This is a genomic window from Vibrio sp. ER1A (genome assembly GCF_000733315.1).
GTDB lineage: Bacteria > Pseudomonadota > Gammaproteobacteria > Enterobacterales > Vibrionaceae > Vibrio > Vibrio mediterranei.
Genome location: NZ_JPJA01000096.1, coordinates 14,153 through 36,889 on the forward strand (window position 1 = coordinate 14,153; position 22,737 = coordinate 36,889).

Here is a 22,737-nt window from a genome sequence, read left to right on the forward strand (position 1 = left end):
CAACCGCAATGGCTTTAACTTCAACGTTAATCCCAGAAATTACGCGATTGGCGATCATTTTCCATTTCACGGCCAAAGATTTCTTCGAGTTCTTTACGAGCTTCTTTCGATCTTTGTGCCAATTCTTTATCTTCACTGTGTTGAGGCAACAACTCTTTAAGCATGGCATTATCCAGCTTTCTAAAGTGCGCTTCTGCGCGCTTTGCCTCATAAGGATGAAATCCTAGCTCCACTAATGCCTGTCGACCTAAATCCAAGGCGCCCAAAAATGTCTCTCGCGAATAACATTGCACGCCATGATTCATAAGCTGATAGGCCTCTACTCGACTTCGAGCCCTTGCTAAGACTCTAAGCTTTGGAAAATGGTTATGACAAAGGTCCACCACTTCCATGATCTCCTCAGGAGAATCGGTACAGATAATGATAGCCTCGGCTTTATCGGCGCCCGCCGCTCTTAACAAATCCACCTGAGTCGCATCACCATAAAACACCTTATAACCGTATTTTCTTAACAGGTGAATTTGGCTCGCATCACTTTCTAATACGGTAACTTTGACCTTATTGGCGTACATCAAACGACCGACAATTTGTCCAAATCGTCCGAAGCCAGCAATGATCACTCTCGGCTGTCTATCCTCAACATCCGTTTTAATGGTGGTTTCTTCTACTTGATTGAGTGATTTCTCAAACCATTTTTTCTGTCCCATAAGCAGCAATGGTGTGGTTACCATGGACAAACTCACCACAACTAGCAGAAAGGCAGACTCTTCGGCAGGCAATAGCCCTTGCGCACTCGCCGCTGTAAAGATGACAAAGGCAAACTCACCGCCTTGGCTTAAAATCGCCGCCATTTTACTGCGCGATTTCGGTCCGATACCAAACAAACGGGCCAGTACGTACAAGATAAGCCCTTTGATAATGACCAAAGACACCACAGCAAACAGCACAGCGAGTGGTTCAGAAATCAGTAATCCAAGGTTTACCGCCATACCAACCGCGATAAAGAATAAACCTAGCAGCAGGCCTTTGAATGGCTCAATGGCGATTTCCAACTCATGTCGGTACTCACTTTCGGCCAGTAACACCCCTGCTAAAAACGTCCCTAAAGCCATGGATAACCCAAGCTTTTGCATAAAGGCAGCAATACCAATCACTAGCAGCAATGCGGCCACGGTAAACAACTCACGCACACCGCTCATGACGACATAACGAAACAGAGGACGAATCAGAAAGTGGCCGCCCACCAGCAAGCCTAAAACGCCCGCTAACATCCAAATAATGTCTGCCCAGTTGCCCGCTGTGTTGCCTGCTAATAATGGCAGTAATGCCAACATTGGAATAACCGCAATATCTTGAAACAGCAGAACGGCAAAGCCGGACTGTCCGGTCTCGCCGCCTCCTAGCCCTTGTTCTTCAATAACTCGAAGGGCTATCGCGGTAGATGAAAGCGCGAGGCCCATTCCTATCGCTAAACTGGTTTGCCAAGAGAGATTAAATAAAGAAGCAATCGCAGAAAGAATCAAAGTAGTGACGACAACCTGTGCGCCACCTAAACCAAGGATGGGAACTCGCATCTGCCACAGCTTCTTAGGATTCAGTTCCAAGCCAATTAAAAACAGCAGCAGTACGACACCAAATTCGGAGAAATGAAGTATTTCATCCACATCGCTAATAAGCCCTAGCCCCCATGGGCCAATGGCAACACCAGCCAACAGATAGCCGAGAACACTGCCCAATCCAAGGCGCTGGGCAATGGGAACCGCAACCACAGCAGCAGAGAGGAAAATAACACCGCTTTGCAAGAAATCGTTAGTCATCGCCATGTTCCACCTCCGCACCTTGCAGCGTGGACATCATCAAAGATTCATCAAACGGATGCATTAACCATTGGCGGTACAATTCCGCATGTTGATATCGATCCATATCACCGACACGTCGTGACCAATAGAGCACCAGCGGCTCCAGCCACTGCATTTTACACAAGGCAGCCGTTAGCTCGAATGGCTGCAAAATCTGCTCTAACGGGTACTTATTGTAGCCCGATTGACTAAAGGCAGACTCTTTACCTCCGGTAGTAATGACACTACGCCAGTACTTACCTTCCAATGCGCAATCATCACCGAAGGCAAAGCCTTTACCCAGCACACGGTCAATCCACTCCTTTAACAAAGAGGGGCAAGAGTACATATAGAGAGGATGCTGAAGCACAATTACATCGTGATCGAGCAAAAGCTGGTGCTCAGCTTTAACGTCAATAAAGAAATCAGGATACAGAGCGTACAGATCTCTTAGGGTTACATTATCAAGAGATTGAATCTTCTTGAGCATTACCTGATTGGCGATCGAGTTTTGCGGCTCTGGATGGGCATAGATGACCAGAACCTTGGGGGATGTGTTGGTGCTTTCGAGTATGGAAGTCATTCCTAGACGTCTATCCTTAAACCTAGCGATACCCTTAAAGCTTAAGGGTAGATAGATATGATTGTTATTTAAATCATTCTATTTTTGTTATCAGTTTGTTCCATCATAACCCAAACTTACGCCAAGGTGCAGGTTAGTTTGCGATGAGTAGGATCGGATAATGATCGACATTTAAACACTTTGCCCCTAGTATTCGTTGGTCAAAAACTCAATAACAAGCTAGCTGTATTCATATGATCACCTTCTCTGATATTCAATTGCTTCGAGGTGGTAAACCACTCCTCGATCAAGCCTCTGCAACCATTCACCCAGGTGATAAAGTAGGTTTAGTCGGTAAAAATGGCTGTGGTAAATCCACGCTCTTTGCTCTGCTAAAAGATGAGCTTTCCATCGATGCTGGCTCGTTTAGCCAACCTGCGCATTGGGAGTTAGCTTGGGTAGCACAGGAAACCCCTGCGTTAGATCGCAGTGCTATCGAATATGTCATTGATGGTGATAGAGAATATCGTGCACTAGAACAAGCTCTGGTTGAAGCCGAGAAACAAGACAACGGCACACTAGTGGCAGAGCTTCATGGTAAGATTGAAGTGATTGGTGGCTACAGCATCCGTGCACGTGCCGCTGAACTGCTTGATGGCCTTGGCTTTAGTCAAGCACAAATGAGTTGGAGCCTAACGCAGTTCTCAGGTGGTTGGCGTATGCGTTTAAACCTCGCGCAAGCTCTACTGTGCCGCTCTGATCTACTGCTACTCGACGAACCAACCAACCACTTAGATCTAGACGCCGTCATGTGGCTAGAGCGCTGGCTGCAAAACTATCCGGGTACCTTGGTTCTGATCTCGCACGACAGAGACTTTTTGGATCCGATCGTTGGTCGCATTATCCATATCGAAAACCAACTGCTAAATGAATATACGGGTAACTACTCTTCGTTCGAAGATCAGCGTGCGCAAAAGCTGATCTTGCAACAAGCGCAGTATCAGAAGCAACAAAAGCAGATGGCTCACATGCAAAGCTATATTGACCGCTTCCGTTATAAGGCGTCTAAAGCTCGCCAAGCACAAAGCCGTATTAAAGCATTAGAACGCATGGAGAAGGTGCTTCCCGCTCAGTTTGATAATCCATTCAGTTTCGAATTTAGAGAGCCAGCCGCGCTTCCTAATCCTATCATTATGATGGATGACGTCTCGGCCGGTTACGACGATAACGTCATATTAGAGAAGATTCGTCTAAATCTCGTTCCCGGTAGCCGCATTGGTCTGCTAGGTCGTAATGGCGCAGGTAAATCGACACTGATTAAGCTGCTCTCTGGAGAGCTCAACGCAAAGGGTGGCGATCTCAACTACTCGCAAGGCGTGAAAATCGGTTACTTTGCTCAGCATCAATTAGAGACACTTCATCCGGAAGAAACACCTTTACAGCACATGATGCAAATTGCGCCTCAACATACCGAGCAGCAGCTTCGTGACTACTTAGGTAGTTTTGGTTTCCAAGGAGAAAAAGCACTGGAGAAAGTCGCGCCTTTTTCTGGGGGTGAAAAAGCACGTCTGGTGTTGGCTCTGATCGTTTGGCAAAAACCAAACTTACTACTACTCGATGAACCGACCAACCACTTAGATCTTGATATGCGCCAAGCGCTAACTTTGGCACTGCAAACCTTTGAAGGTGCGATGGTTATCGTCAGTCACGACCGCTATTTATTGCGTGCGACCACCGATGATCTTTATCTTGTGCACGATCGCCAAGTGGCACCATTTAATGGTGATTTGGTGGATTACTATAAGTGGCTCACCGACCAGCAGCGACTAGAGCGCAAAGAAGCCCAAGAGAACGAGCCAGAGAAAAGCTCTAACAATAGCGCAGCAGCGAAGAAAGAGCAGAAACGTAAAGAAGCTGAGTTTAGAAAGCAAACTGCACCAATTCGCAAAACACTGACAAAACTTGAAGAAAAAATGGATAAGTTATCCGCCCTTGTCGCTGAGGCAGAAGAGCAATTGTCCGATACTTCTCTGTATGATGCGGAAAATAAAGCTAAACTCAATGAAGTACTTGCCAAACAGGCTTCTAGCAAATCCGAGCTCGAAGACGTAGAAATGGAGTGGATGGCCCAGCAAGAAGTTCTTGAGCAAATGGAACAGGAATTTAATCAGTAATGACAACAGAGCACGTATCTTCCACACTCACCCTAGAACACCTTTGGCAGTTTAGCCTGCAATATTACGGTGTGCGTGAAGTGAAAGAAGCGTGCTTAAATTTGCAAAATCAATTTCATGGTAATGTGAATCTGCTGCTGTTGCTGAAATGGCTCGATGAACAATCGGTTCGCTTTCAATCTGAAGACTGGCATCTAGTCCAGTCTTGCTTAGGTCGAACCGAACAGCTCCTGCACCAATATCGCGATATCCGTCGCCAACTCAAACACAACGTAGTTGATAGCCTTTATCGTGAAGCCCTAGAATTTGAACTCAGTCTGGAAAAACAACAGCAGTCCGATCTTGTTGACTGTATCAATAGCCTTGCACTGATCCCCCACGATCACGAGCCACTGGTACTGATCTACTGTCGACAACTTGGCGCCGAACATCTGGGATTGATCTTCGCTAAGCCGATCAGCGAACTCCCTACCAGATAAACACCACACAAGAAGCCGTCAGCGCCGCCATGCTAGAGTTAAAGCGTCGCCACGCAGTGGGAGTCGACAGCCAACGACGAATAAAGGTGCCAAAACCAACCCACACAGACGAAGTTTGTAGCTGAACCACTAGAAAAATCACCGAAATGCCAATCAAGGACCACCAATAATACTCACCAGCAATGGCAAATGAACTGACCGCCGTAACTGACATAACCCACGCCTTAGGATTCAGATATTGAAACAACATGGCTTCCAAGCATGTCATAGGCTTTGCCTGCTGAGCACCATCTCCTTTGTTAATGCCAGCGGTTAGAATGCGCCAAGCCAAATACAACAAGTATGCACTACCAAGCCATTTCAAAACTTCTTGCACCACTGGGTAAGTCTTAAACACCACACCTAAACCCACCCCATTGAGCAAGATGAGGCTAATCAAGCCAAATCCAATACCGAAAAAATGAGGTATCGAGCGCATGTAGCCAAAGTTCGCGCCTGAAGCTGTCAGCATGACATTATTTGGGCCTGGGGTCCCAGTCATGACAACGGCAAAAAGTGCCACAGACAAGAAAAATGACCAATCCATATGATTCCTCCAAAATTGTACCGATACAATTACAAAAATTACGTTGCTTTATTGTTAATTAGCGACCAAAATAACCCTAACAAACGATCAAAACAGACGCAAAAGGTTTATTGTCACCATGACAATCGAAACAATTACGGTATACAAGCAGGATCCAACACCGATCTACAAACAGATCGCCGATCAGATCGCACATCAAATTGAGTCAGGAGAATTGGCAAGCAACAGCAAGTTACCGACCCATCGTTGGCTTGCTGATCAGCTGCATGTCACGGTTGGCACCATTACTCGCGCCTACTCTGAAATCGAGCGTCGCGGCTTAGTTGAAGCGCGAGTAGGTGCCGGAACTTATGTGGCAGATACCAATAAACCCAGCTGGGCGTTTGAAGAAAGCAGTGTCGATCCGAATGAATACAATTTTGGTTATAACATTCCACCGCAGCTGGATCGCAGTGACATGCTGAAGCAAGCGATGCAGAGGATCTCCAGCTCTCCGGCTCATTTGAACCAACTAATGATCTATCAGCCTCCTTCTGGTCTGGATGCGCATCGTTCGATTGTCACTAAGTGGTTAAACAGCAAAGGCATTAAACTGCACGCCCACAAGTTACTATTTAGCTCGGGGGCTCAACATGCCATTCAAATGGTTTTAGATACTTTCACCAGAGCAGGTGATACGGTGTTGGTTGAAAAGTACACTTATCCAGGCGTCATTAGCCTAGCGCGCCAGAACCAATTGACCCTAAAAGGGGTTGAGATGGATGAGTTTGGTGTCACTCCAGAATCGCTTGAAGTCTGTTGTCAGCGCTATTCACCTCGATTTATTTATCTCACGCCGACACTACAAAACCCGACCACGGCAATCATGCCTGAAGAGCGTCGACTCGATATTATTCGTGTGTGTGAGCAGTACAATGTTTACATCATTGAAGATGAAATCAACGGATTGCTACTCGAATCTCCACCAGCCCCTATGGTGAATTACGCCCCAGAACGAGTGGTTCATATTGGCGCTTTCTCAAAATGCCTCGCTCCCGGGTTGAGGGTGGGCTATGTCCATGCACCAGAAAAACTGTATCAAAAGCTATTGGTGACGCTACAAACTCATAGCTGGATGATTAGCCCTCTACTCACTGCACTAACCTGTGAAATGCTAATCTCTGGTGACGCAGAACGTAACTTAACGCTCATACACAGAGAGATGAAAGCGCGTATTGATATTGCGACACGTGCTCTCAATGGTTTTGAGCTAGGCTATCAAACAGGTGGGTTTCATATTTGGCTAACCCTCCCAGAAAACTGGCGCCTTAGTGAGTTCGTTAGCAAAGCCCAAGAGATGGGTATTATCGTTAAATCCGGTGAACTGTTTGCCCCACCCGGTGGCTCGGTAGCGCCGGCAGTGCGTTTGTCGTTAAGCTCGCCACAAACGATCGAACAACTTCAAATCGGCGTAGACAAATTAAAAGCCCTGTTATTATCCAACACAGTCGATGAATTCACCTTATGAGTACTGCTAAATTTATTGCCGCCAAAGGACTTGGTAACCCACACATACAAACCTTGATTCCTCGCTTCGTAAGAAGAAAGCCTTTGTTTGAACCAATTTGGGAAACGTTGGACACGCCAGATGGCGACTTTGTTGAGCTTGCATGGAGTGAAGAGCCTCATTCATCAAGCGCGAAAAGCAAACCTGTTTTTGTTCTGTTTCATGGGCTAGAAGGCTGTTTCAATAGCCCTTATGCCAATGGCTTAATGCACGCTTTTGCTCAGCAAGGCTGGCTCTCTGTTATGATGCATTTTCGCGGCTGCGGTCCCAACCCGAACCGGCTAGCTCGTGCCTATCACTCTGGTGAAATTGGTGATGCTAGGCAGTTTATCGAGCTTTTGGATCATCGTTACCCAAATGCCAAGAAGGCTGCTGTAGGCATTTCGTTAGGGGGCAACATGCTGACGAATTATCTTGCTCACTACCAGAATGACAGCAAACTGGATGGTGCAACGATTGTCTCTGCACCGTTGGATCTCGGTGCATGTGCTCGACGAATTGAGCAGGGCTTTTCCAGGCTATATCGCTCATACCTACTCAGCTCAATGAAAAAGAACGCGCTAAACAAACTGCATCTTCTCAGTGATGTATTAGGTCTTACGGCGGAAAAAATCCAAAACATGCGCAAACTGTACGAGTTTGATGACCTAATCACCGCACCACTGCATGGTTTTCGGGATGCTGAAGACTATTACAATCAATGCTCTGGATTACAAAGAATGTGTGACATTACTGTTCCCACTCAATTTATCCACGCAAAGGATGACCCATTTATGAGCCATGAAGTCATTCCAAACTTCGCCCTCCCTGCTCATATTGACTATCGCCTGCACGAACGTGGCGGCCATGTGGGTTTTATGTCTGGCAGTCTGCGTCAACCTAAGTTTTGGCTAGAAGAAACCTTGCCAAACTACTATCGCCACCTACTCCACTCGTCCACATGACGGTATACTCTCCCGTATCATAGAGTGATGAGGTATTTATGATTATTCCATGGCAACAAATCGCAGCAGAAACGCTAGATAATTTGATCAAAGAATTCGTATTGCGTGAAGGTACTGACTACGGTGACACTGAGTGGTCGTTGGACGATAAGGTATCGCACGTCAAAGCTCAACTAGAGAACGGAGAGGCTGTAATTGTCTTCTCCGAATTACATGAAACCGTCGATATTCAGCTACGTCGTTCGATGTAAATGACGTGAGCATGACAATCTAGTGCTATAGTAAAACGCTATTGAACCTAAATGAGCAAACAACGTCTAAATAGTTCATAGGGTTAACAAAACAAAATTATAACTATCATTACACAGGAAGTGTTATGTCTGCAAAACACCCCATTATTGCGGTGACCGGCTCTTCTGGAGCAGGTACAACAACAACGTCAGAAGCGTTTCGCAAAATGTTCAACATGATGAGCGTGAAGCCCGCTTTTATTGAAGGTGACAGCTTTCACCGCTTTACTCGTCCAGAAATGGATATCGAGATCCGCAAAGCCAAAGAGCAAGGAAAACACATCAGTTACTTTGGCCCGCAAGCAAATGACTTCCCTGCGTTAGAAGAATTCTTCCGCAACTACGGACAAAATGGCACAGGTCAGTTCCGTCGTTACCTGCATACGTTTGATGAAGCTGTACCATACAATCAAATGCCTGGCACATTCACGCCTTGGCAAGATCTGCCTGAAAATTCCGATGTACTGTTTTATGAAGGCTTACACGGTGGTGTTGTCGACGGAGAGGTAAACGCAGCTCAACATGTCGACTTACTTATCGGCATGGTGCCGATAGTCAACTTGGAGTGGATTCAGAAATTTGTTCGTGATACTCGCGATAGAGGGCATTCCAGAGAAGCGGTTACCGACTCTATTGTCCGTTCAATGGATGATTACCTTAGTTATATTACCCCGCAATTCTCACGCACTCATATTAACTTTCAACGCGTCCCTACGGTGGATACCTCCAACCCACTCAACGCCAAAGGCATTCCAAGCTTAGATGAAAGCTTCGTGGTGATTCGTCTACGTGGTATCAAAAATGTCGATTTCCCTTATCTACTGGCAATGATAGATGGCTCGTTCATGTCGCGACATGACACCATAGTGGTACCGGGCGGTAAGATGAGTTTTGCGATGGAATTAATCGTCAGACCAATACTTCAACAGCTCATAGAAACTGGAAAAATAGGTTAGCTTTCACGCTTTAACCGTAGATGATTTTTTATACCGTGATCATGTGCACAGTTTTGTATAGAAAAATGGTCTGATGACACGATTAAAATCAAGAAAAATGGCGCAAAAAAGGATACTATTTCTAGGAAACAGAAGATCGCTTGCGCCATCTTCAAAGTGCTTTTATGCTAGTAAGTCTTAACCAACGGGCTTGCTAACAAATATGGAAAGCAGCAAGCATACCCTGCAGAGGAAGTAAGATATATGGTTCTAGGTAAACCTCAAACCGACCCAACGTTAGAGTGGTTCCTTTCACACTGCCACATTCACAAGTATCCTTCTAAAAGCACGCTAATCCATGCGGGCGAGAAAGCGGAAACTCTTTACTACATCGTAAAAGGTTCTGTAGCGGTACTGATCAAAGATGAAGAAGGCAAAGAGATGATCTTGTCTTACCTTAACCAAGGTGACTTCATTGGTGAACTTGGCTTGTTCGAAGAAGACCAAGAACGTACGGCATGGGTACGTGCAAAATCTCCTTGTGAAGTTGCGGAAATCTCATTCAAGAAATTCCGTCAGCTGATTCAAGTTAACCCTGATATTCTAATGCGCTTATCTGCTCAAATGGCAAGTCGTCTACAAGTGACTAGCCAAAAAGTAGGTGACTTAGCGTTCCTAGACGTAACAGGCCGCATTGCTCAAACGCTACTAAACCTAGCGAAGCAACCAGACGCAATGACTCACCCAGATGGCATGCAAATCAAGATCACTCGTCAAGAGATCGGCCAAATCGTTGGCTGTTCACGTGAGACAGTGGGACGCATTCTTAAGATGCTAGAAGAGCAGAACCTAATCTCTGCTCACGGTAAGACTATTGTTGTTTACGGTACTCGTTAATTTCTAGCGACGTTACTTGTACAAAAGCTAATAGCTAAAAAGCCACCGCAAGGTGGCTTTTTTATTATTGTTTTCACGCTCGGTTACTAGATAAGGCGTGTTCCTATCTCAAATTTTCGTCTCTCTGCTGGCCGTGCGCCTGCAAAAGCAGGAGTCTGCCCAAAGCTGTCACCCGCTGAAACAAGATCCCTGCCTTCGCAGGGATGACCGATTATTTTTGGAGTAGCAATGCTAAGAATGACTATATGCTTATCTCCGAAGTTCGTCACTCCTGCCAACAATAAAGCTTATTGGTGCGTGCTCTCAAAAATCTTATCCGCAGATGCTGCGACGAAGCCTTGATAGTAACTGCCGTCCGCCATTTGATATCGCTTAGCAAACTCATAGAAGCCGCCAGGGATAGTCTGTTCACCATCGGTGAACATCACTGGCACTTTATCCGCCATTGTTGAAGACTGCTCAAGTAACACCTCAGGAGAACCTTTCACTTCGCCGCCAGATTCATTGATAGCAAAACCGGCCTCACGAAGGTGTTGGTTTACTTCTACGACTTCCTGAAAACGATCCAGCTGATTTACGCTCACCGTAAAGTGGTTAGCGCCATAACCGTGGGCAGCCAACCACGATGCATACTCGCTCTCTTCGGCTAGCGTCTGAAAATCAGCGTAACTCAAGTCCCATAGACGCCCACCATAAAGGAAGTCTGCGCTATCCAACTTCGCCGCTTCAACTTGAGCCACCAGTTTAGCGACAATATCTTGCAGCTGCTGCGAACACAGTTCGACTCTAAGCTCACTAATAAACACTTTTGGTAATAGAGCATTACTATGCTCTAAATGAATCGCAGAGAGCTTCTTAGCCTCAAACACATAATCACCAGAGACTTTGTAGCCAAGAGCGATAAAGTGCTTTGCCAACGAATCGATGCCCAGAGGGCCGACATTAAAAGTACGTAGCGCAATGTGGTCGTTAATCAGCGCTTCATCCTCTTTGAGCAGAGCATGGACTTTATCAGCAGAAGGGCAAAGACGGCGAATATAGTCTTGCCATAAATGGTTAAATAGAGCGTCTACAGTCATAACAGAAGTTCCTTAGAGTTCAATACCAGGGCTTAGCGTTGCAGGAAGCACGGTATTGTCTCCTTCCATGGACGCCATAGGGTATGCACAGTAATCGGCCGCATAGAAAGCACTTGGTCTTAGGTTACCTGATGCACCAGGTCCTCCGAATGGCGCATCACCACTCGCTCCAGTAAGCTGACGGTTACGGTTTACAATGCCTGCACGAATATGGTCAACGAAGTACTGCCACTCTTCATCGCTTTGCGAAATCAAACCTGCCGACAAACCAAAGCGAGTATCGTTTGCGAGTTCTACTGCTTGTGGTAGCGTTTCATAGCGTACTAGCTGTAACAAGGGACCAAAGTACTCTTCATCTGGTAGCTGCTCGATATTCGTTGCATCAATCAACGCAGGCGTAACGAAAGCAGCTTGTAGGCGTTTCGCTTCCACTAAGCTCTTGCCACCTAGTTTCAGGAGCTCGGCTTGCGCCGCAATAATATGGTCAGCCGCCTGTTCAGAGATTTGTGGCCCCATAAATGGTGCTGGTTCGGCGAAAGGCTCATCGATACGAATCTTACCAATTGCAGAAACTAAGCGTTCAACCAGTTGATCACCTCTTTGCCCAAATGGCACATAAAGGCGTCTTGCACAGGTACAGCGTTGTCCAGCACTAATGTATGCCGATTGCAAAATGGTATAAACCGCAGCATCCATATCCCCAAAGTCTTCACTGATCACCAGCGGATTATTACCGCCCATTTCTAGCGCTAACATCTTGCCCGGTTGCCCCGCGAATTGCCTATGCAGAATGTGTCCCGTATTGGCGCTACCTGTGAACAGTACGCCATCAATGCCTTTAGAATCAGCAAGCGCAATGCCCGTCTCCTTGCCGCCTTGAACAAGGTTAATGACACCAGATGGAAGACCAACCTCTTCCCAAAGTTTCATTGCTAACTCACCAACTAGCGGCGTCTGCTCAGACGGTTTAAAGACCACTGTGTTCCCTGCTAGTAACGCAGGCACAATGTGACCGTTAGGTAGGTGACCAGGGAAATTATAAGGCCCAAATACAGCCATGACACCAAGAGGCCTGTGACGGAGGACGATTTGGTTGCCAGCGGCTTCGCGTTGGGTCTCGCCGGTACGCTGATGATAAGCACGAATAGAAATCGCAATTTTGCCAGCCATCGCTCCCGCTTCAGTGCGCGTTTCCCATAACGGTTTACCCGTTTCTTTGGCGATGGCTATGGCAATATCTTCACTACGTTCTTTCACTTTCTCTGCGAAAGACAAAACGATGGCTTCACGCTCTTCAAATGGACGCTTCTTCCACTCGATAAATGCCTGACGAGCAGCAGAGACGGCGCTTTCAACCTGTTGAGCAGTGGCTGACTGACCTTCCCAAATAGTTTGATTGTTGTATGGGGATAGTGACTGAAAAGTGTCACCTTGGCCTGCAACCCAGTTACCTGCGATCCATTGAGTCATAGTGAAGTTCCTTAAATTGAATGAGCTAAGAGCAAGCAGAACTTCCGCTTCTCTTAAACCGTGGTGGTAATCGACCACCATCTTATTATTTGACTGTTATTGAGCCAGCATACGCACCATATCGCCCTCGGAGACATTCAGTGCTTGTGCTGCTTCTGCTGTGAGCAATACCTTGCCACTTTCTGGGTCGTATGCCGCTTTGGCCGCGACCGCTCGGAAGTTCTCAAACGAGGTATTTGCCACCAAATAATCTTGAGAGCTCGAATGCTCTGCAATCGCTACTTGAGCTCGGAAAGAGTCACGAACCGCTTGAATATTGCGAAGGTCACATTCAACCGTTGGGCCTGCATCGAAAATGTCGACATAGTTACGGCAAGTAAAGCCTTCGTTTTCAAGCAGCTTCAAAGCCGGACGCGTATTCTCATGCACCTGCCCAATCACCTCTTGCGCTTCTTTGCTGAGCAAGTTGATATAGATAGGAAGCTTTGGCATTAGATCTGCGATAAAGCCTTTTTTACCAATTCCGGTCAGATAATCTGCCAATGTAAAATCGATAGAAAAGAAATGCTCTTGTAACCACTTCCAAAATGGAGAATTGCCTTCCGCATCGGACACACCACGCATTTCAGCAAAAATCGTTTTAGAAAAACGTTCTGGGTGCTCTGCCATCATCAAAAAGCGGCATTTAGACATCAATCGACCATTCAATCCGCCACGGAATTCAGGGCGTAAGAACAAGGTACAAATCTCACTGCATCCAGTGTAATTATTCCCAAAGGTCAGAAGCTTAACGACATTGTTGACGTTGAGTTTTGGTGACGAGTGCACCACCGTACTAATGTGATAAGAATAGAAAGGGACATCCCAGCCAATCGCACCTTCTATACCTGTGGTACCCGCCACTTCACCAGTGTCTGTATCAACACCCACCATCAAATAACCTTCGTCGGTCGGTGTCGTCACACCTTGCTTGGCAAAACTGTATTCAGAATGGGTAATTCGGTTAGTAAGAAGCTCTTCATTCACAGGAAGAGAAGTAAAACCGTGTCCTGATTCTACCGCGCAAGTATGCAGCGCGTCGTAATCAGACATAGAGATAGGACGAACAACAAGCATCAATAATCCCTCCTGACGCAAACTCTCCCGGCACATCCAAACATCCGAGAGAGTATTTAATTGCTAACTAAGTTTACGACGCCACTAAGGTGCTGATCGCTTTATCCAGTTTAGCTAATCCTTCTTCAACTTCTTGTTTGGTAATCACTAGTGATGGGGTAAAACGAACCACATTTGCACCCGCAACCAAGACCATTAGGCCTTGTTGGCCTGCAGCTACTAGAACATCACGAGCACGACCTTGCCACTCTTCATTCAGCGCAGCACCAAGAAGTAGGCCTTTTCCACGAATTTCGCTGAAAATACCGTATTTTGCGTTTATTTTTTGTAGACCATCGCGGAACCACGCTTCACGCTCAGCGACACCAGCCAGAACATCTGGGCTCGACACTACATCCACAACCGCTTCTGCTACCGCACACGCTAACGGGTTACCGCCGTAAGTAGAACCGTGCGTCCCCACTTTCATGTGTACAGCAAGTTTCTCAGTCGTTAGCATAGCGCCAATCGGGAAACCACCACCAAGAGATTTCGCCGTGCTCAAAATATCGGGCGTTACACCTAGACCCTGGTAGGCGTAAAAGTGACCAGTACGGCCATTACCCGTTTGCACTTCATCAAAAATAAGCAGTGCATTATATTTATCACATAACTCACGAACCGCTTGAACAAACTCAGGCTGAGGAGAAACAATACCACCCTCACCTTGTAGCGGCTCCATCATCACTGCACAGGTTTTCTCTGACATCTGAGCTTCAAGCGCAGCGATATCATTATAAGGAATGTGTGATACGTCGCCCGGCTTAGGACCAAAACCGTCAGAATAAGCAGCTTGACCACCAACAGTGACCGTAAAGAAAGTACGACCGTGGAAACCTTGGTTAAAAGCAATGATTTCTGACTTTTCAGTACCATGAACATCTGCCGCCCAGCGGCGTGCTAGTTTCAGCGCCGCTTCATTGGCTTCCGCACCTGAGTTAGCGAAGAAAACTCGTTCAGCAAAGCTAACTTCCGTCAATTTTTTCGCCAAGCGCAGTGCTGGCTCGTTGGTCATAACATTACTCAGATGCCAAATCTTGTTAGCTTGTTCAGTAACTGCAGTTACCATCGCCGGATGGCAGTGGCCTAAACAACTCACGGCAATACCACCCGCGAAGTCGATATATTCATTCCCCTGCTGGTCCCAAACGCGAGCACCCTCGCCTTTTACTGGAATCATTTCCATTGGGTTGTAGCAAGGTACCATTACCTCATCAAACCACTCGCGAGTTACCGCTTTTTCCGTTGTCATAACACATTCCTTCTCATTACAGCATGTGGGAGAAAGGCGCTTCACTCTTCCATTTTAAGTTACGGACCAAGAGCGATCCCTCGAACTCATAAAGAAAGAAAAGATTTTCTATCGCTTTTCCACAGATGCAGCATTGTATTTACAATTATTTAACCATAGCAATAGTGAAAAATACTTTTTAAGTAGCTAAAGAACAAAATTCACCGCTGCCTCATGAGTATTTATGCATCAAAAATGAATGAGAATGAAGCGTTTTTTCCTGCATCAACCGAGAAAGTCAGCAAATAAGGTTTTGCTCACTTTGATATCAGTAAAGACGAATAATCTTTCAATTTAATAAGTAAAACTTATGATGGATAAGAAAACAGAAAAGAGTGATCAAGATCGACTATTTTTGAGACAGGAAATTGTTAAGAAGTTCGTGACCTTGTTCGGTTTTGATAGATTCTGGGTGGAATTGAACCGCATGTAGACAAAGCGACTTGTGCTGATAACCCATAATTTCGTCGAAATCGCCATTCTCTAACTCAGTCCAAGCCGTTACTTCAAAGCAATCTGGAAGCGACTCTTTTTCGACGATTAATGAGTGATAACGGGTAACAGTTAATGGGTTATTGAGGCCAGCAAACACACTTTTGTTGTTATGACGAATGGGTGAGGTTTTACCATGCATCACTTCACGAGCACGGATCACCTTACCACCAAAGACCTGAGCGATCGCCTGATGACCTAAACAAACACCGAGTAGTGGCAATTTACCTGCAAAGTGCTTGATCACCTCTAAGGAGATTCCTGCCTCATTAGGTGTACAAGGTCCTGGAGAGATAACTAAATGAGAAGGGTTTAACGCTTCAATACCAGCAATATCAATTTCATCATTGCGCACCACTTTTACTTCGGCACCCAGTTCAGAAAAATACTGAAACAGGTTAAAAGTAAAGGAGTCGTAATTATCAATGATGAGTAGCATAGCGCTCGCTGTGGTATTGAGTTTGCGAAAAATAAGGCGGTATTTTGCAACAAGATGGCAGAAAGGCAAGTAAAAATGGGGAGAAAAAAAGCAGCAAGGCTGTAAACACCTTGCTGCAGAGGTTAATTATCCTTGTTTACGTCGACGTAGACCTAACAGCAACATCGCTGATAAACCCACTAAGCCAACCGAACCACCACGCATATTCAGATCAATCACCGCTGGATCATGGTCAGAAGAGCGGTAATGGTCTTGATACTTAGGCAAATCACCTTTGTACTCATCGTTATAGTCAAACAGCGTCGACTCCGCCGCATTGATGTGCCACTCAGTGGCATCAACGACACGCTTCGACAAGCTTGGACTAATAAGGATATGGTCGAGCGCGCCGACTTCATCATTGTATGAGTAACTCCAACCTTGTGGATGCATCTCTCCGAGTACGTTGACGTAACCATAGCTGTGGTCAATGACCGCACCGTCATCACCAAATTGCTCTTGCTCACCAATAAAGGTATTGCGAGCAGCACGAATGGTTTTGCCATACTTCTCTTGACTGTAGTCAGTTAGAATCAGCAGTGGATCTTCTTTTCCATACGCATTGAAATCACCCAAGACAATTTTATGTCCTTTAATCGCTTCTAACGCATCACCTAACGCAACAGCCGCTGCAACACGGAAGTTTTCACATGACCCTTGCTGGTCAGTATCTTTGCCTGCTTGGCCACCTTCAGCAATAGGAGCTGCATCTTCCCAACATTTAGAACCTTTTGATTTGAAGTGATTGACCGCTACCGTCAGCTTCTCCTTCGCCCCTTTCACCTTAAAGGTTGGTGCCAGAGTATTACGTTGATAGTTCTTACCGTCTTCAATCACTTTGCCATCCTCATCCAGCACTTCAGGCGCAACCTGACGAGGCATTTCCAGTACATTAACTTGTTTTAGTTTCACTTGCTTAGGACGATAAATAACGCCAGTTGTAATGGCATCGGTACCCACTGCATCAAGCTTATCGATGACACCATCTTGATTGCTGTCTAGCGAAACAAAGTCGTAGTGCAATTTCTTGTTATCTATACGAGCGTTAAGCTCTCTGACCAACTGAGCAATGGCTCCATTGTCACCAAAACCGTTGTTCTCAATTTCCATCAAACCAACAATGTCGGCATCAAGCTTGATAAGCGCATTGAGTATTTTCTCTTGCTGGACTTCAAACTCAGCAAAGTTGCTAGCACCTCGATTGCTGCCGAAGCGGTTTTCATCACCACCGAATGGCGAGGTAAAGTAGTTAAGAACGTTAAAGGTCGCAACACGTAGGTCTTTCTTGTTCCATGGCTGCTCAGCAAGCTCAGGAACTTCAGTGCGCGGTGTATTACGAACGAAGTTATCAGCAGAAATAGTATTCGTCACAAACAGGCGGTAGTCACTGTAGCTGTACCCAATGACCCCTTCAATATCGAACAAGGTATCGTTGATACGAATGTAATCTTCCGTGCTGCCATCTTGGTCCACATCGGTACGACCAAATTCTGGGTAGTACGGCACTTTGCCATTTGGTGCTGCCGTTGGTGACTCAACAAATAGTCGACGTAAGCCGTTATCTTCGCTTTGCGCTTTGGCTTCATCAGAACCTGCGGCAAACTGCTGATTTGGATGTAGATTCACGCGTTCATGCGCCAACACCACATTGTTGCGACGTGCGCCATAGTCATAGCCAAAGGTGCGACTAATACGCATATCAAGCGCTTTTGGTAGGCGTACTAGCATGCCTTCGTAACGCTCTAATGTCTGCTCAAAGTTCTCATCGGACTCAAGCACTTCAATTGCTGTCGCTTGTGGGGCGGCTTGTTCTCCTTGCTTAAACCAATCTTGTTCATTGAGCTTAAGCTGAGTCTGTCCATAGAACTCTTGGATTTGACCACGAACACAAACCACATCGCCAGCTGCTAGGCTTGGATTTGCTTGAGTGTAAACATACAAACCATTAGACGTTAACGGGTTATGATCATCCTGCAATGCCTCTAAATAGAAGCCTTGATTAATGCCCGTGCTTACCGCCGAGACCACGCCTTGAACAAAATACTGTTCACTAGTGATGTATGGGTAGCCATTGATATAAGGAGAACTGCTGCCTTCACCCTGAATCGCTTGAATGTCAGTAAAGGTTGGCGAAGAACCGTTGTCGAGACATTGGAAAGGTGCTGGTGGTGTTAGGTCCTCCAACTGACCTAAACCGGTAACATCGTTCTTACTCAGTGTTGCCCATTGATCTGGTTGGTAAGTCACTGATGGTTGATGATAAGGCGTGTAGCGTACTAAGGTTTTATCTGCACCAAAGTTGTCGCCCATAGTGCCAATCATATCGATGATTTGGCCATTGCTATCCATCAACGCAATCGGGTCGTCACCATTAAAATTCAATACTTGATCAAAGGTTGAAAGCGTTGCGACACCCAGAATGGCATCGTCTGCGCGAGAGTTTGCGAACACAAGTACTGACTTAGCTGGAATGACATAACTAGAGAGATCTAGTGTGCTCCAACTGCCGTTACCATTTGGCGATTTAGCCAGTTGGTAACCCACCAACTGAACTTCTGAGTCACCAGAGTTGGCTATTTCAACTGCCTTGTTATAACCGCTTCCCTCCACATATTGCGAAAGAAAGACCTCAGCGTTGGCACCTCCGGCTAATGCGGACGCTATCGCTAACGCTAACCACTGCTTTTTATTTGTGCGTGTCATCATTCACCTCGAATTAACTGGCAATGTTATCCCTTGCCTTATTGCACTTTGTTGAATATAAAAATGATTATTTTCGAGACGAGTGTTGTCATTTAGAGTGCAAATGAACAATGAATATTCAGTTAACTGAGATACACCTCTCATTCAAAGTTTGAACAATTTAGCCTGTGCCAAAAATTCAACAGGAAACGTTAGTAAGAGAATGCAGTGCGATAACACAAAAAAAGCCCTTTGGCGAACCAAAGGGCTTTTCAATATCTGGGAGTACAGCTTGTGCTATGGGCGAGTCACAAAACCTACCGCTTTGTAGGCTTCAGCCAGTGTCACTGCTGCACGAGCAGAGGCCTTTTCAGCGCCCTGGCGCATGACTTCATCCATATAAGCACGGTCGGCACGAATACGGTGGTATTCCGCTTGAATTGGCTCAAGCATAGCAACCAGCGCTTCACCTACATCTTTCTTAAACGGACCGTACATCTCCACACCAGCATATTGCGCTTCAATTTCTTCAAACGTTTTGCCCGTTGCTGCAGAGTAAAGGCCCATTAGGTTAGAGATGCCCGCTTTGTTTTCCCAATCGTTGGCAATGCGTGGCGGTGTCTCAGCATCGGTTTGCGCTTTATTGATCTTCTTGATGATCGACTTAGGCTCCTCGAGCAGAGTAATCACGTTCTTACGGTTATCATCCGACTTAGACATCTTCTTAGTCGCATCTTGTAAGCTCATAACACGAGCGTTCACCGTTGGGATATAAGGCTCGGGAATAGTGAAAATCGGTGCTTCAGGGCTGTAGATATTGTTGAAACGAGTCGCGATATCACGCGCTAACTCTAAGTGCTGCTTCTGGTCACTACCCACTGGTACTTGGTGTGCACCGTAAAGCAGAATATCTGCAGCCATTAGCACTGGATAATCATAAAGACCAACGTTAACGTCATTAGCGTAACGCTGTGATTTGTCTTTAAACTGAGTCATACGATTCAGTTCGCCCATTTGGGTATAACAGTTAAGAAGCCAACCAAGTTGAGCATGCTCAGGTACGTGTGACTGTACAAATAACGTGCTCTTCTTCGGATCAACACCAACTGCAAGGCAGATTGCGAGTGCGTCTAGTGTCGCTTCATGCAGTGCTTTTGGATCTTGACGAACCGTAATCGCATGAAGGTCAACAACGCAGTACTGGCAATCGTAATCATCTTGCATCTGTTGCCATTGACGTAGAGCACCCAAGTAGTTTCCGATACTTAGTTCACCTGACGGCTGAACACCACTCAATACGATGGGTTTGCTCATGATAATGATTCCTTCGACTTCTTAACGAGATAATTAGGATAATGAAAAACCGCGTAATTCCTTACGCGGTTCTAGCAGTGTACTCATTGGCGAGTATATTTCTAGTACTTTACTTGGCTTTTCACTCAGCAAAGCACTTTTTGTCGCGATTTAGCTGTCAATTCCCACGGCTTCAAGCACGTTCGACACGATATCAGCAACAAAGTCAGGGTTCGCATTGGCAATAGGTTCACCGTGGTTGTAACCATAAGTGAGTCCGAACGCTTGGCAACCTGCGTTACGCGCCGCCAAGATATCGTTTTTAGAATCCCCGACCATCAACACTTGTTCGGCAGATAACTGCTCTTGCTCCATCAACCAATGTAATGCAATTGGATCCGGTTTGCGTTTCGGGAACGCATCGCCGCCCAGTACATGCTTAAAGTACTTATCGAGCTTATGTTGCTCTAGCAATTCTGGAACAAACTTCGATGGTTTGTTGGTGAGCAGAGCTAAAGTAAAGCCATTCGCCACCAAGGTATCCAAGGTTTGATGTACAGCTGGATACAAGTGACTTAGCTTATGCCCACTGGCTTTATAAAAGTCATCAAACAAAGTACGAGCCTTCGCAAGCAACTCCGGCGACAACTCAGGGTCAACAGTGATACTTTGGCTTAATGAGCGACCAATTAAAATATCGGCACCGTTACCTACATAGTCACGAACTTGTTCTTCGGTGACACTCGGATAACCTAACTCTTGAACCGCCTGATCAGCCGCTAATGCCAAATCAGGTACGCTGTCGAGTAACGTCCCATCTAAATCAAAAACAACGAGTTTAATTGCGCTCATGTCTACTAATTCCAAATCTTATTTGCTGTTTACTTTTGCCAGTTCAGCACGCATCTCGTCGATAACTTCTTTGTAATCTGGACGATTAAAGATAGCGCTACCGGCAACAAACATGTCTGCGCCCGCTTCAGCAATTTCTCGAATATTATCGACTTTCACGCCACCATCAATTTCTAAGCGAATGTTACGACCAGAAGCATCAATGCGTTTACGAACTTCACGTAACTTGTCTAACGTCGACGGAATGAAAGATTGACCACCAAAGCCTGGGTTCACTGACATCAGTAGAATCAAGTCCACTTTGTCCATGATGTAATCAAGGCAAGAAAGAGGCGTTGCTGGATTGAGTACTACACCAGCCTGACAGCCGTGTTCTTTGATAAGTTGCAGTGTACGATCTACGTGCTCAGACGCTTCAACGTGGAAAGTAATCATACTCGCACCTGCTTTAGCAAAGTCAGGAACAATGCTATCGACAGGTTTAACCATTAGGTGAACATCGATTGGAGCGGTAATGCCGTAGTCGCGTAGAGCTTTACAGATTGGTGCACCAAACGTCAGGTTAGGAACATAGTGATTGTCCATCACATCAAAGTGAACAACGTCAGCACCCGCAGCGAGTACTTTTTCAACGTCCTCACCTAGACGAGCAAAATCTGCAGAGAGAATGGATGGAGCAATTAAAAAGTCTTTCATACCTAACCTCAGTTGAATTCAAAGCAAGCGAGTATCGCCAAGTTCGCGCAATTCTACCGAAGCGGTTGATTAAATCCTAGCCCTTACCAAGCAGTTATTGATCTTGCGGCTCAAATAACGCCAATAATTCGTCAACCTTATTACGACCTGCACCATTACGGCTGATGGTTCGCTTAACCTTGACCACATTCAGTTGCGCACCGTGATACAGGCGACGTGTCAAAGTGGTGTCGTGGTTAGAAATCAGCACAGGAATACCACGATCAAACGCAGCGTGCTCAGCAACGTCAGCAAGTGCAGCTTGGTCATCAAGACTAAACCCATTACCCGCATAAGAGGTAAAGTTGGCCGTGTTCGATAGTGGTGCGTATGGCGGGTCGCAATATATAACGCTGCCTTTGCGCGCTCGTTTAAAAGTGTCGTGATATCCCTCGCAAACAAACGTGGCTTTCTTCGCTTTCTCAGCAAAGAAAATCAGCTCATTTTCTGGGAAATACGGTTTTTTATAAGAGCCGAAGGGCACGTTAAAGCCACCTTTTTTGTTGTAACGGCACAAGCCGTTAAAACCAAAACGGTTCATATAAAGAAAGGCGACGGAGCGAAACAAGACGTCGTCAGTCTGATTAAACTGGGCGCGAATATCCAAATACACTTCTTTGCGATTGTGTTCAGCAGTGAATAGGCGCTTTGCTTCAGCGACGTAGGTCTCGGGATCTGTTTTTAACAGATTATAGAGGTTAATTAAATCGGGATTGATATCGGCAAGTAAATACTGATCGTAGTCAGTATTTAGGAAGATAGACCCAGCACCAACGAAAGGCTCTACCAGCTTTCTTGCGTCTGGCAAATGCTTTTGAATGTCTTCAACCAAGCCATATTTTCCACCAGCCCACTTAAGAAAGGCGCGTTGCTTTTTCATTACTTGCTCTATCTACTGCCACCCCAAAAATTAAGGCTGGGGAATATATCATAATTCAATTTGTTATGTTGACCTTTCT

Annotated in this window: 20 protein-coding genes; 7 read left to right on the forward strand and 13 right to left on the reverse strand. The window is 45.9% G+C overall.

The window, feature by feature from the left end:
• Window positions 1-26: 26 nt before the first annotated feature.
• Window positions 27-1,823 carry a glutathione-regulated potassium-efflux system protein KefB gene (kefB, locus tag HW45_RS26190; RefSeq protein WP_038230925.1) on the reverse strand — a complete coding sequence of 599 codons (1,797 nt, stop codon included), beginning with the start codon at window positions 1,821-1,823 and terminating at the stop codon, window positions 27-29.
• Window positions 1,810-2,421 carry a glutathione-regulated potassium-efflux system ancillary protein KefG gene (gene kefG / locus HW45_RS26195; RefSeq protein WP_038230926.1) on the reverse strand — a complete coding sequence of 204 codons (612 nt, stop codon included), beginning with the start codon at window positions 2,419-2,421 and terminating at the stop codon, window positions 1,810-1,812. The genes kefB and kefG overlap by 14 nt, the downstream gene beginning before the upstream one ends.
• A 233-nt stretch (window positions 2,422-2,654) precedes the next feature.
• Here kefG and HW45_RS26200 point away from each other — a divergent pair, with 233 nt between their 5' ends.
• Together HW45_RS26200 and HW45_RS26205 are read left to right on the forward strand one after the other, a co-directional pair.
• Complete coding sequence (locus HW45_RS26200) at window positions 2,655-4,574, forward strand: ABC transporter ATP-binding protein (protein WP_038230927.1); 1,920 nt, start codon at window positions 2,655-2,657, stop codon at window positions 4,572-4,574.
• Window positions 4,574-5,053, forward strand: a complete 480-nt coding sequence (locus tag HW45_RS26205) for a TIGR02444 family protein (protein ID WP_038230928.1) — start codon at window positions 4,574-4,576, stop codon at window positions 5,051-5,053. The genes HW45_RS26200 and HW45_RS26205 overlap by 1 nt, the downstream gene beginning before the upstream one ends.
• On the opposite strand, the gene HW45_RS26210 is transcribed toward HW45_RS26205, so the two are convergent.
• Window positions 5,043-5,639, reverse strand: coding sequence for a LysE family translocator (locus tag HW45_RS26210; protein ID WP_038230929.1), 597 nt, complete (start codon window positions 5,637-5,639; stop codon window positions 5,043-5,045). The genes HW45_RS26205 and HW45_RS26210 overlap by 11 nt on opposite strands.
• A gap of 118 nt (window positions 5,640-5,757) precedes the next feature.
• Here HW45_RS26210 and HW45_RS26215 point away from each other — a divergent pair, with 118 nt between their 5' ends.
• From HW45_RS26215 to crp, 5 genes are all read left to right on the forward strand, one after another.
• Window positions 5,758-7,146: an aminotransferase-like domain-containing protein gene (locus HW45_RS26215; RefSeq protein WP_038230932.1), complete on the forward strand. Its 1,389-nt coding sequence runs from the start codon at window positions 5,758-5,760 to the stop codon at window positions 7,144-7,146.
• A complete protein-coding gene (locus tag HW45_RS26220) occupies window positions 7,143-8,129 on the forward strand; it encodes a hydrolase (RefSeq protein WP_038230934.1) in 987 nt (328 codons plus the stop codon). The genes HW45_RS26215 and HW45_RS26220 overlap by 4 nt, the downstream gene beginning before the upstream one ends.
• Window positions 8,130-8,167: 38 nt before the next feature.
• Window positions 8,168-8,380 (forward strand): YheU family protein, encoded by a 213-nt coding sequence (locus HW45_RS26225; protein ID WP_038230936.1) that lies wholly within the window; start codon window positions 8,168-8,170, stop codon window positions 8,378-8,380.
• 125 nt (window positions 8,381-8,505) lie between these two features.
• On the forward strand, window positions 8,506-9,375 hold the full coding sequence (locus tag HW45_RS26230) for a phosphoribulokinase (RefSeq protein WP_006074816.1): 870 nt from the start codon (window positions 8,506-8,508) through the stop codon (window positions 9,373-9,375).
• Window positions 9,376-9,618: 243 nt separating this feature from the next.
• Window positions 9,619-10,251 carry a cAMP-activated global transcriptional regulator CRP gene (gene crp / locus HW45_RS26235; protein ID WP_004410522.1) on the forward strand — a complete coding sequence of 211 codons (633 nt, stop codon included), beginning with the start codon at window positions 9,619-9,621 and terminating at the stop codon, window positions 10,249-10,251.
• 287 nt (window positions 10,252-10,538) lie between these two features.
• Here the strand turns inward: crp and HW45_RS26240 are convergent, their stop codons facing one another.
• The 10 genes from HW45_RS26240 to HW45_RS26285 all read right to left on the reverse strand — a co-directional run bounded on the left by HW45_RS26240 (window position 10,539) and on the right by HW45_RS26285 (window position 22,658).
• Complete coding sequence (locus HW45_RS26240; RefSeq protein WP_038230938.1) at window positions 10,539-11,330, reverse strand: DUF1338 domain-containing protein; 792 nt, start codon at window positions 11,328-11,330, stop codon at window positions 10,539-10,541.
• Window positions 11,331-11,342: 12 nt separating this feature from the next.
• The gene (gene astD / locus HW45_RS26245) at window positions 11,343-12,800 is read right to left on the reverse strand and encodes a succinylglutamate-semialdehyde dehydrogenase (protein ID WP_038230940.1); all 1,458 of its coding nucleotides are present in this window, start codon (window positions 12,798-12,800) and stop codon (window positions 11,343-11,345) included.
• A 96-nt stretch (window positions 12,801-12,896) separates the two neighbouring features.
• Window positions 12,897-13,916 (reverse strand): arginine N-succinyltransferase, encoded by a 1,020-nt coding sequence (astA, locus tag HW45_RS26250; RefSeq protein ID WP_038230941.1) that lies wholly within the window; start codon window positions 13,914-13,916, stop codon window positions 12,897-12,899.
• 73 nt (window positions 13,917-13,989) lie between these two features.
• A complete protein-coding gene (locus HW45_RS26255) occupies window positions 13,990-15,207 on the reverse strand; it encodes an aspartate aminotransferase family protein (RefSeq protein WP_038230944.1) in 1,218 nt (405 codons plus the stop codon).
• A 388-nt stretch (window positions 15,208-15,595) separates the two neighbouring features.
• Entirely contained in the window at window positions 15,596-16,177 is a 582-nt protein-coding gene (locus HW45_RS26260; RefSeq protein ID WP_038230946.1) for an aminodeoxychorismate/anthranilate synthase component II, read from the reverse strand.
• Window positions 16,178-16,303: 126 nt separating this feature from the next.
• Window positions 16,304-18,919: an ExeM/NucH family extracellular endonuclease gene (locus tag HW45_RS26265; RefSeq protein ID WP_038230949.1), complete on the reverse strand. Its 2,616-nt coding sequence runs from the start codon at window positions 18,917-18,919 to the stop codon at window positions 16,304-16,306.
• 276 nt (window positions 18,920-19,195) lie between these two features.
• Window positions 19,196-20,212, reverse strand: a complete 1,017-nt coding sequence (gene trpS / locus HW45_RS26270; protein ID WP_038230950.1) for a tryptophan--tRNA ligase — start codon at window positions 20,210-20,212, stop codon at window positions 19,196-19,198.
• 150 nt (window positions 20,213-20,362) lie between these two features.
• On the reverse strand, window positions 20,363-21,043 hold the full coding sequence (locus HW45_RS26275; RefSeq protein WP_038230951.1) for a phosphoglycolate phosphatase: 681 nt from the start codon (window positions 21,041-21,043) through the stop codon (window positions 20,363-20,365).
• Between the two features lie 18 nt (window positions 21,044-21,061).
• The gene (gene rpe / locus HW45_RS26280) at window positions 21,062-21,739 is read right to left on the reverse strand and encodes a ribulose-phosphate 3-epimerase (RefSeq protein ID WP_006074826.1); all 678 of its coding nucleotides are present in this window, start codon (window positions 21,737-21,739) and stop codon (window positions 21,062-21,064) included.
• 94 nt (window positions 21,740-21,833) lie between these two features.
• On the reverse strand, window positions 21,834-22,658 hold the full coding sequence (locus HW45_RS26285; RefSeq protein WP_006074827.1) for a Dam family site-specific DNA-(adenine-N6)-methyltransferase: 825 nt from the start codon (window positions 22,656-22,658) through the stop codon (window positions 21,834-21,836).
• Window positions 22,659-22,737 lie beyond the last annotated feature (79 nt).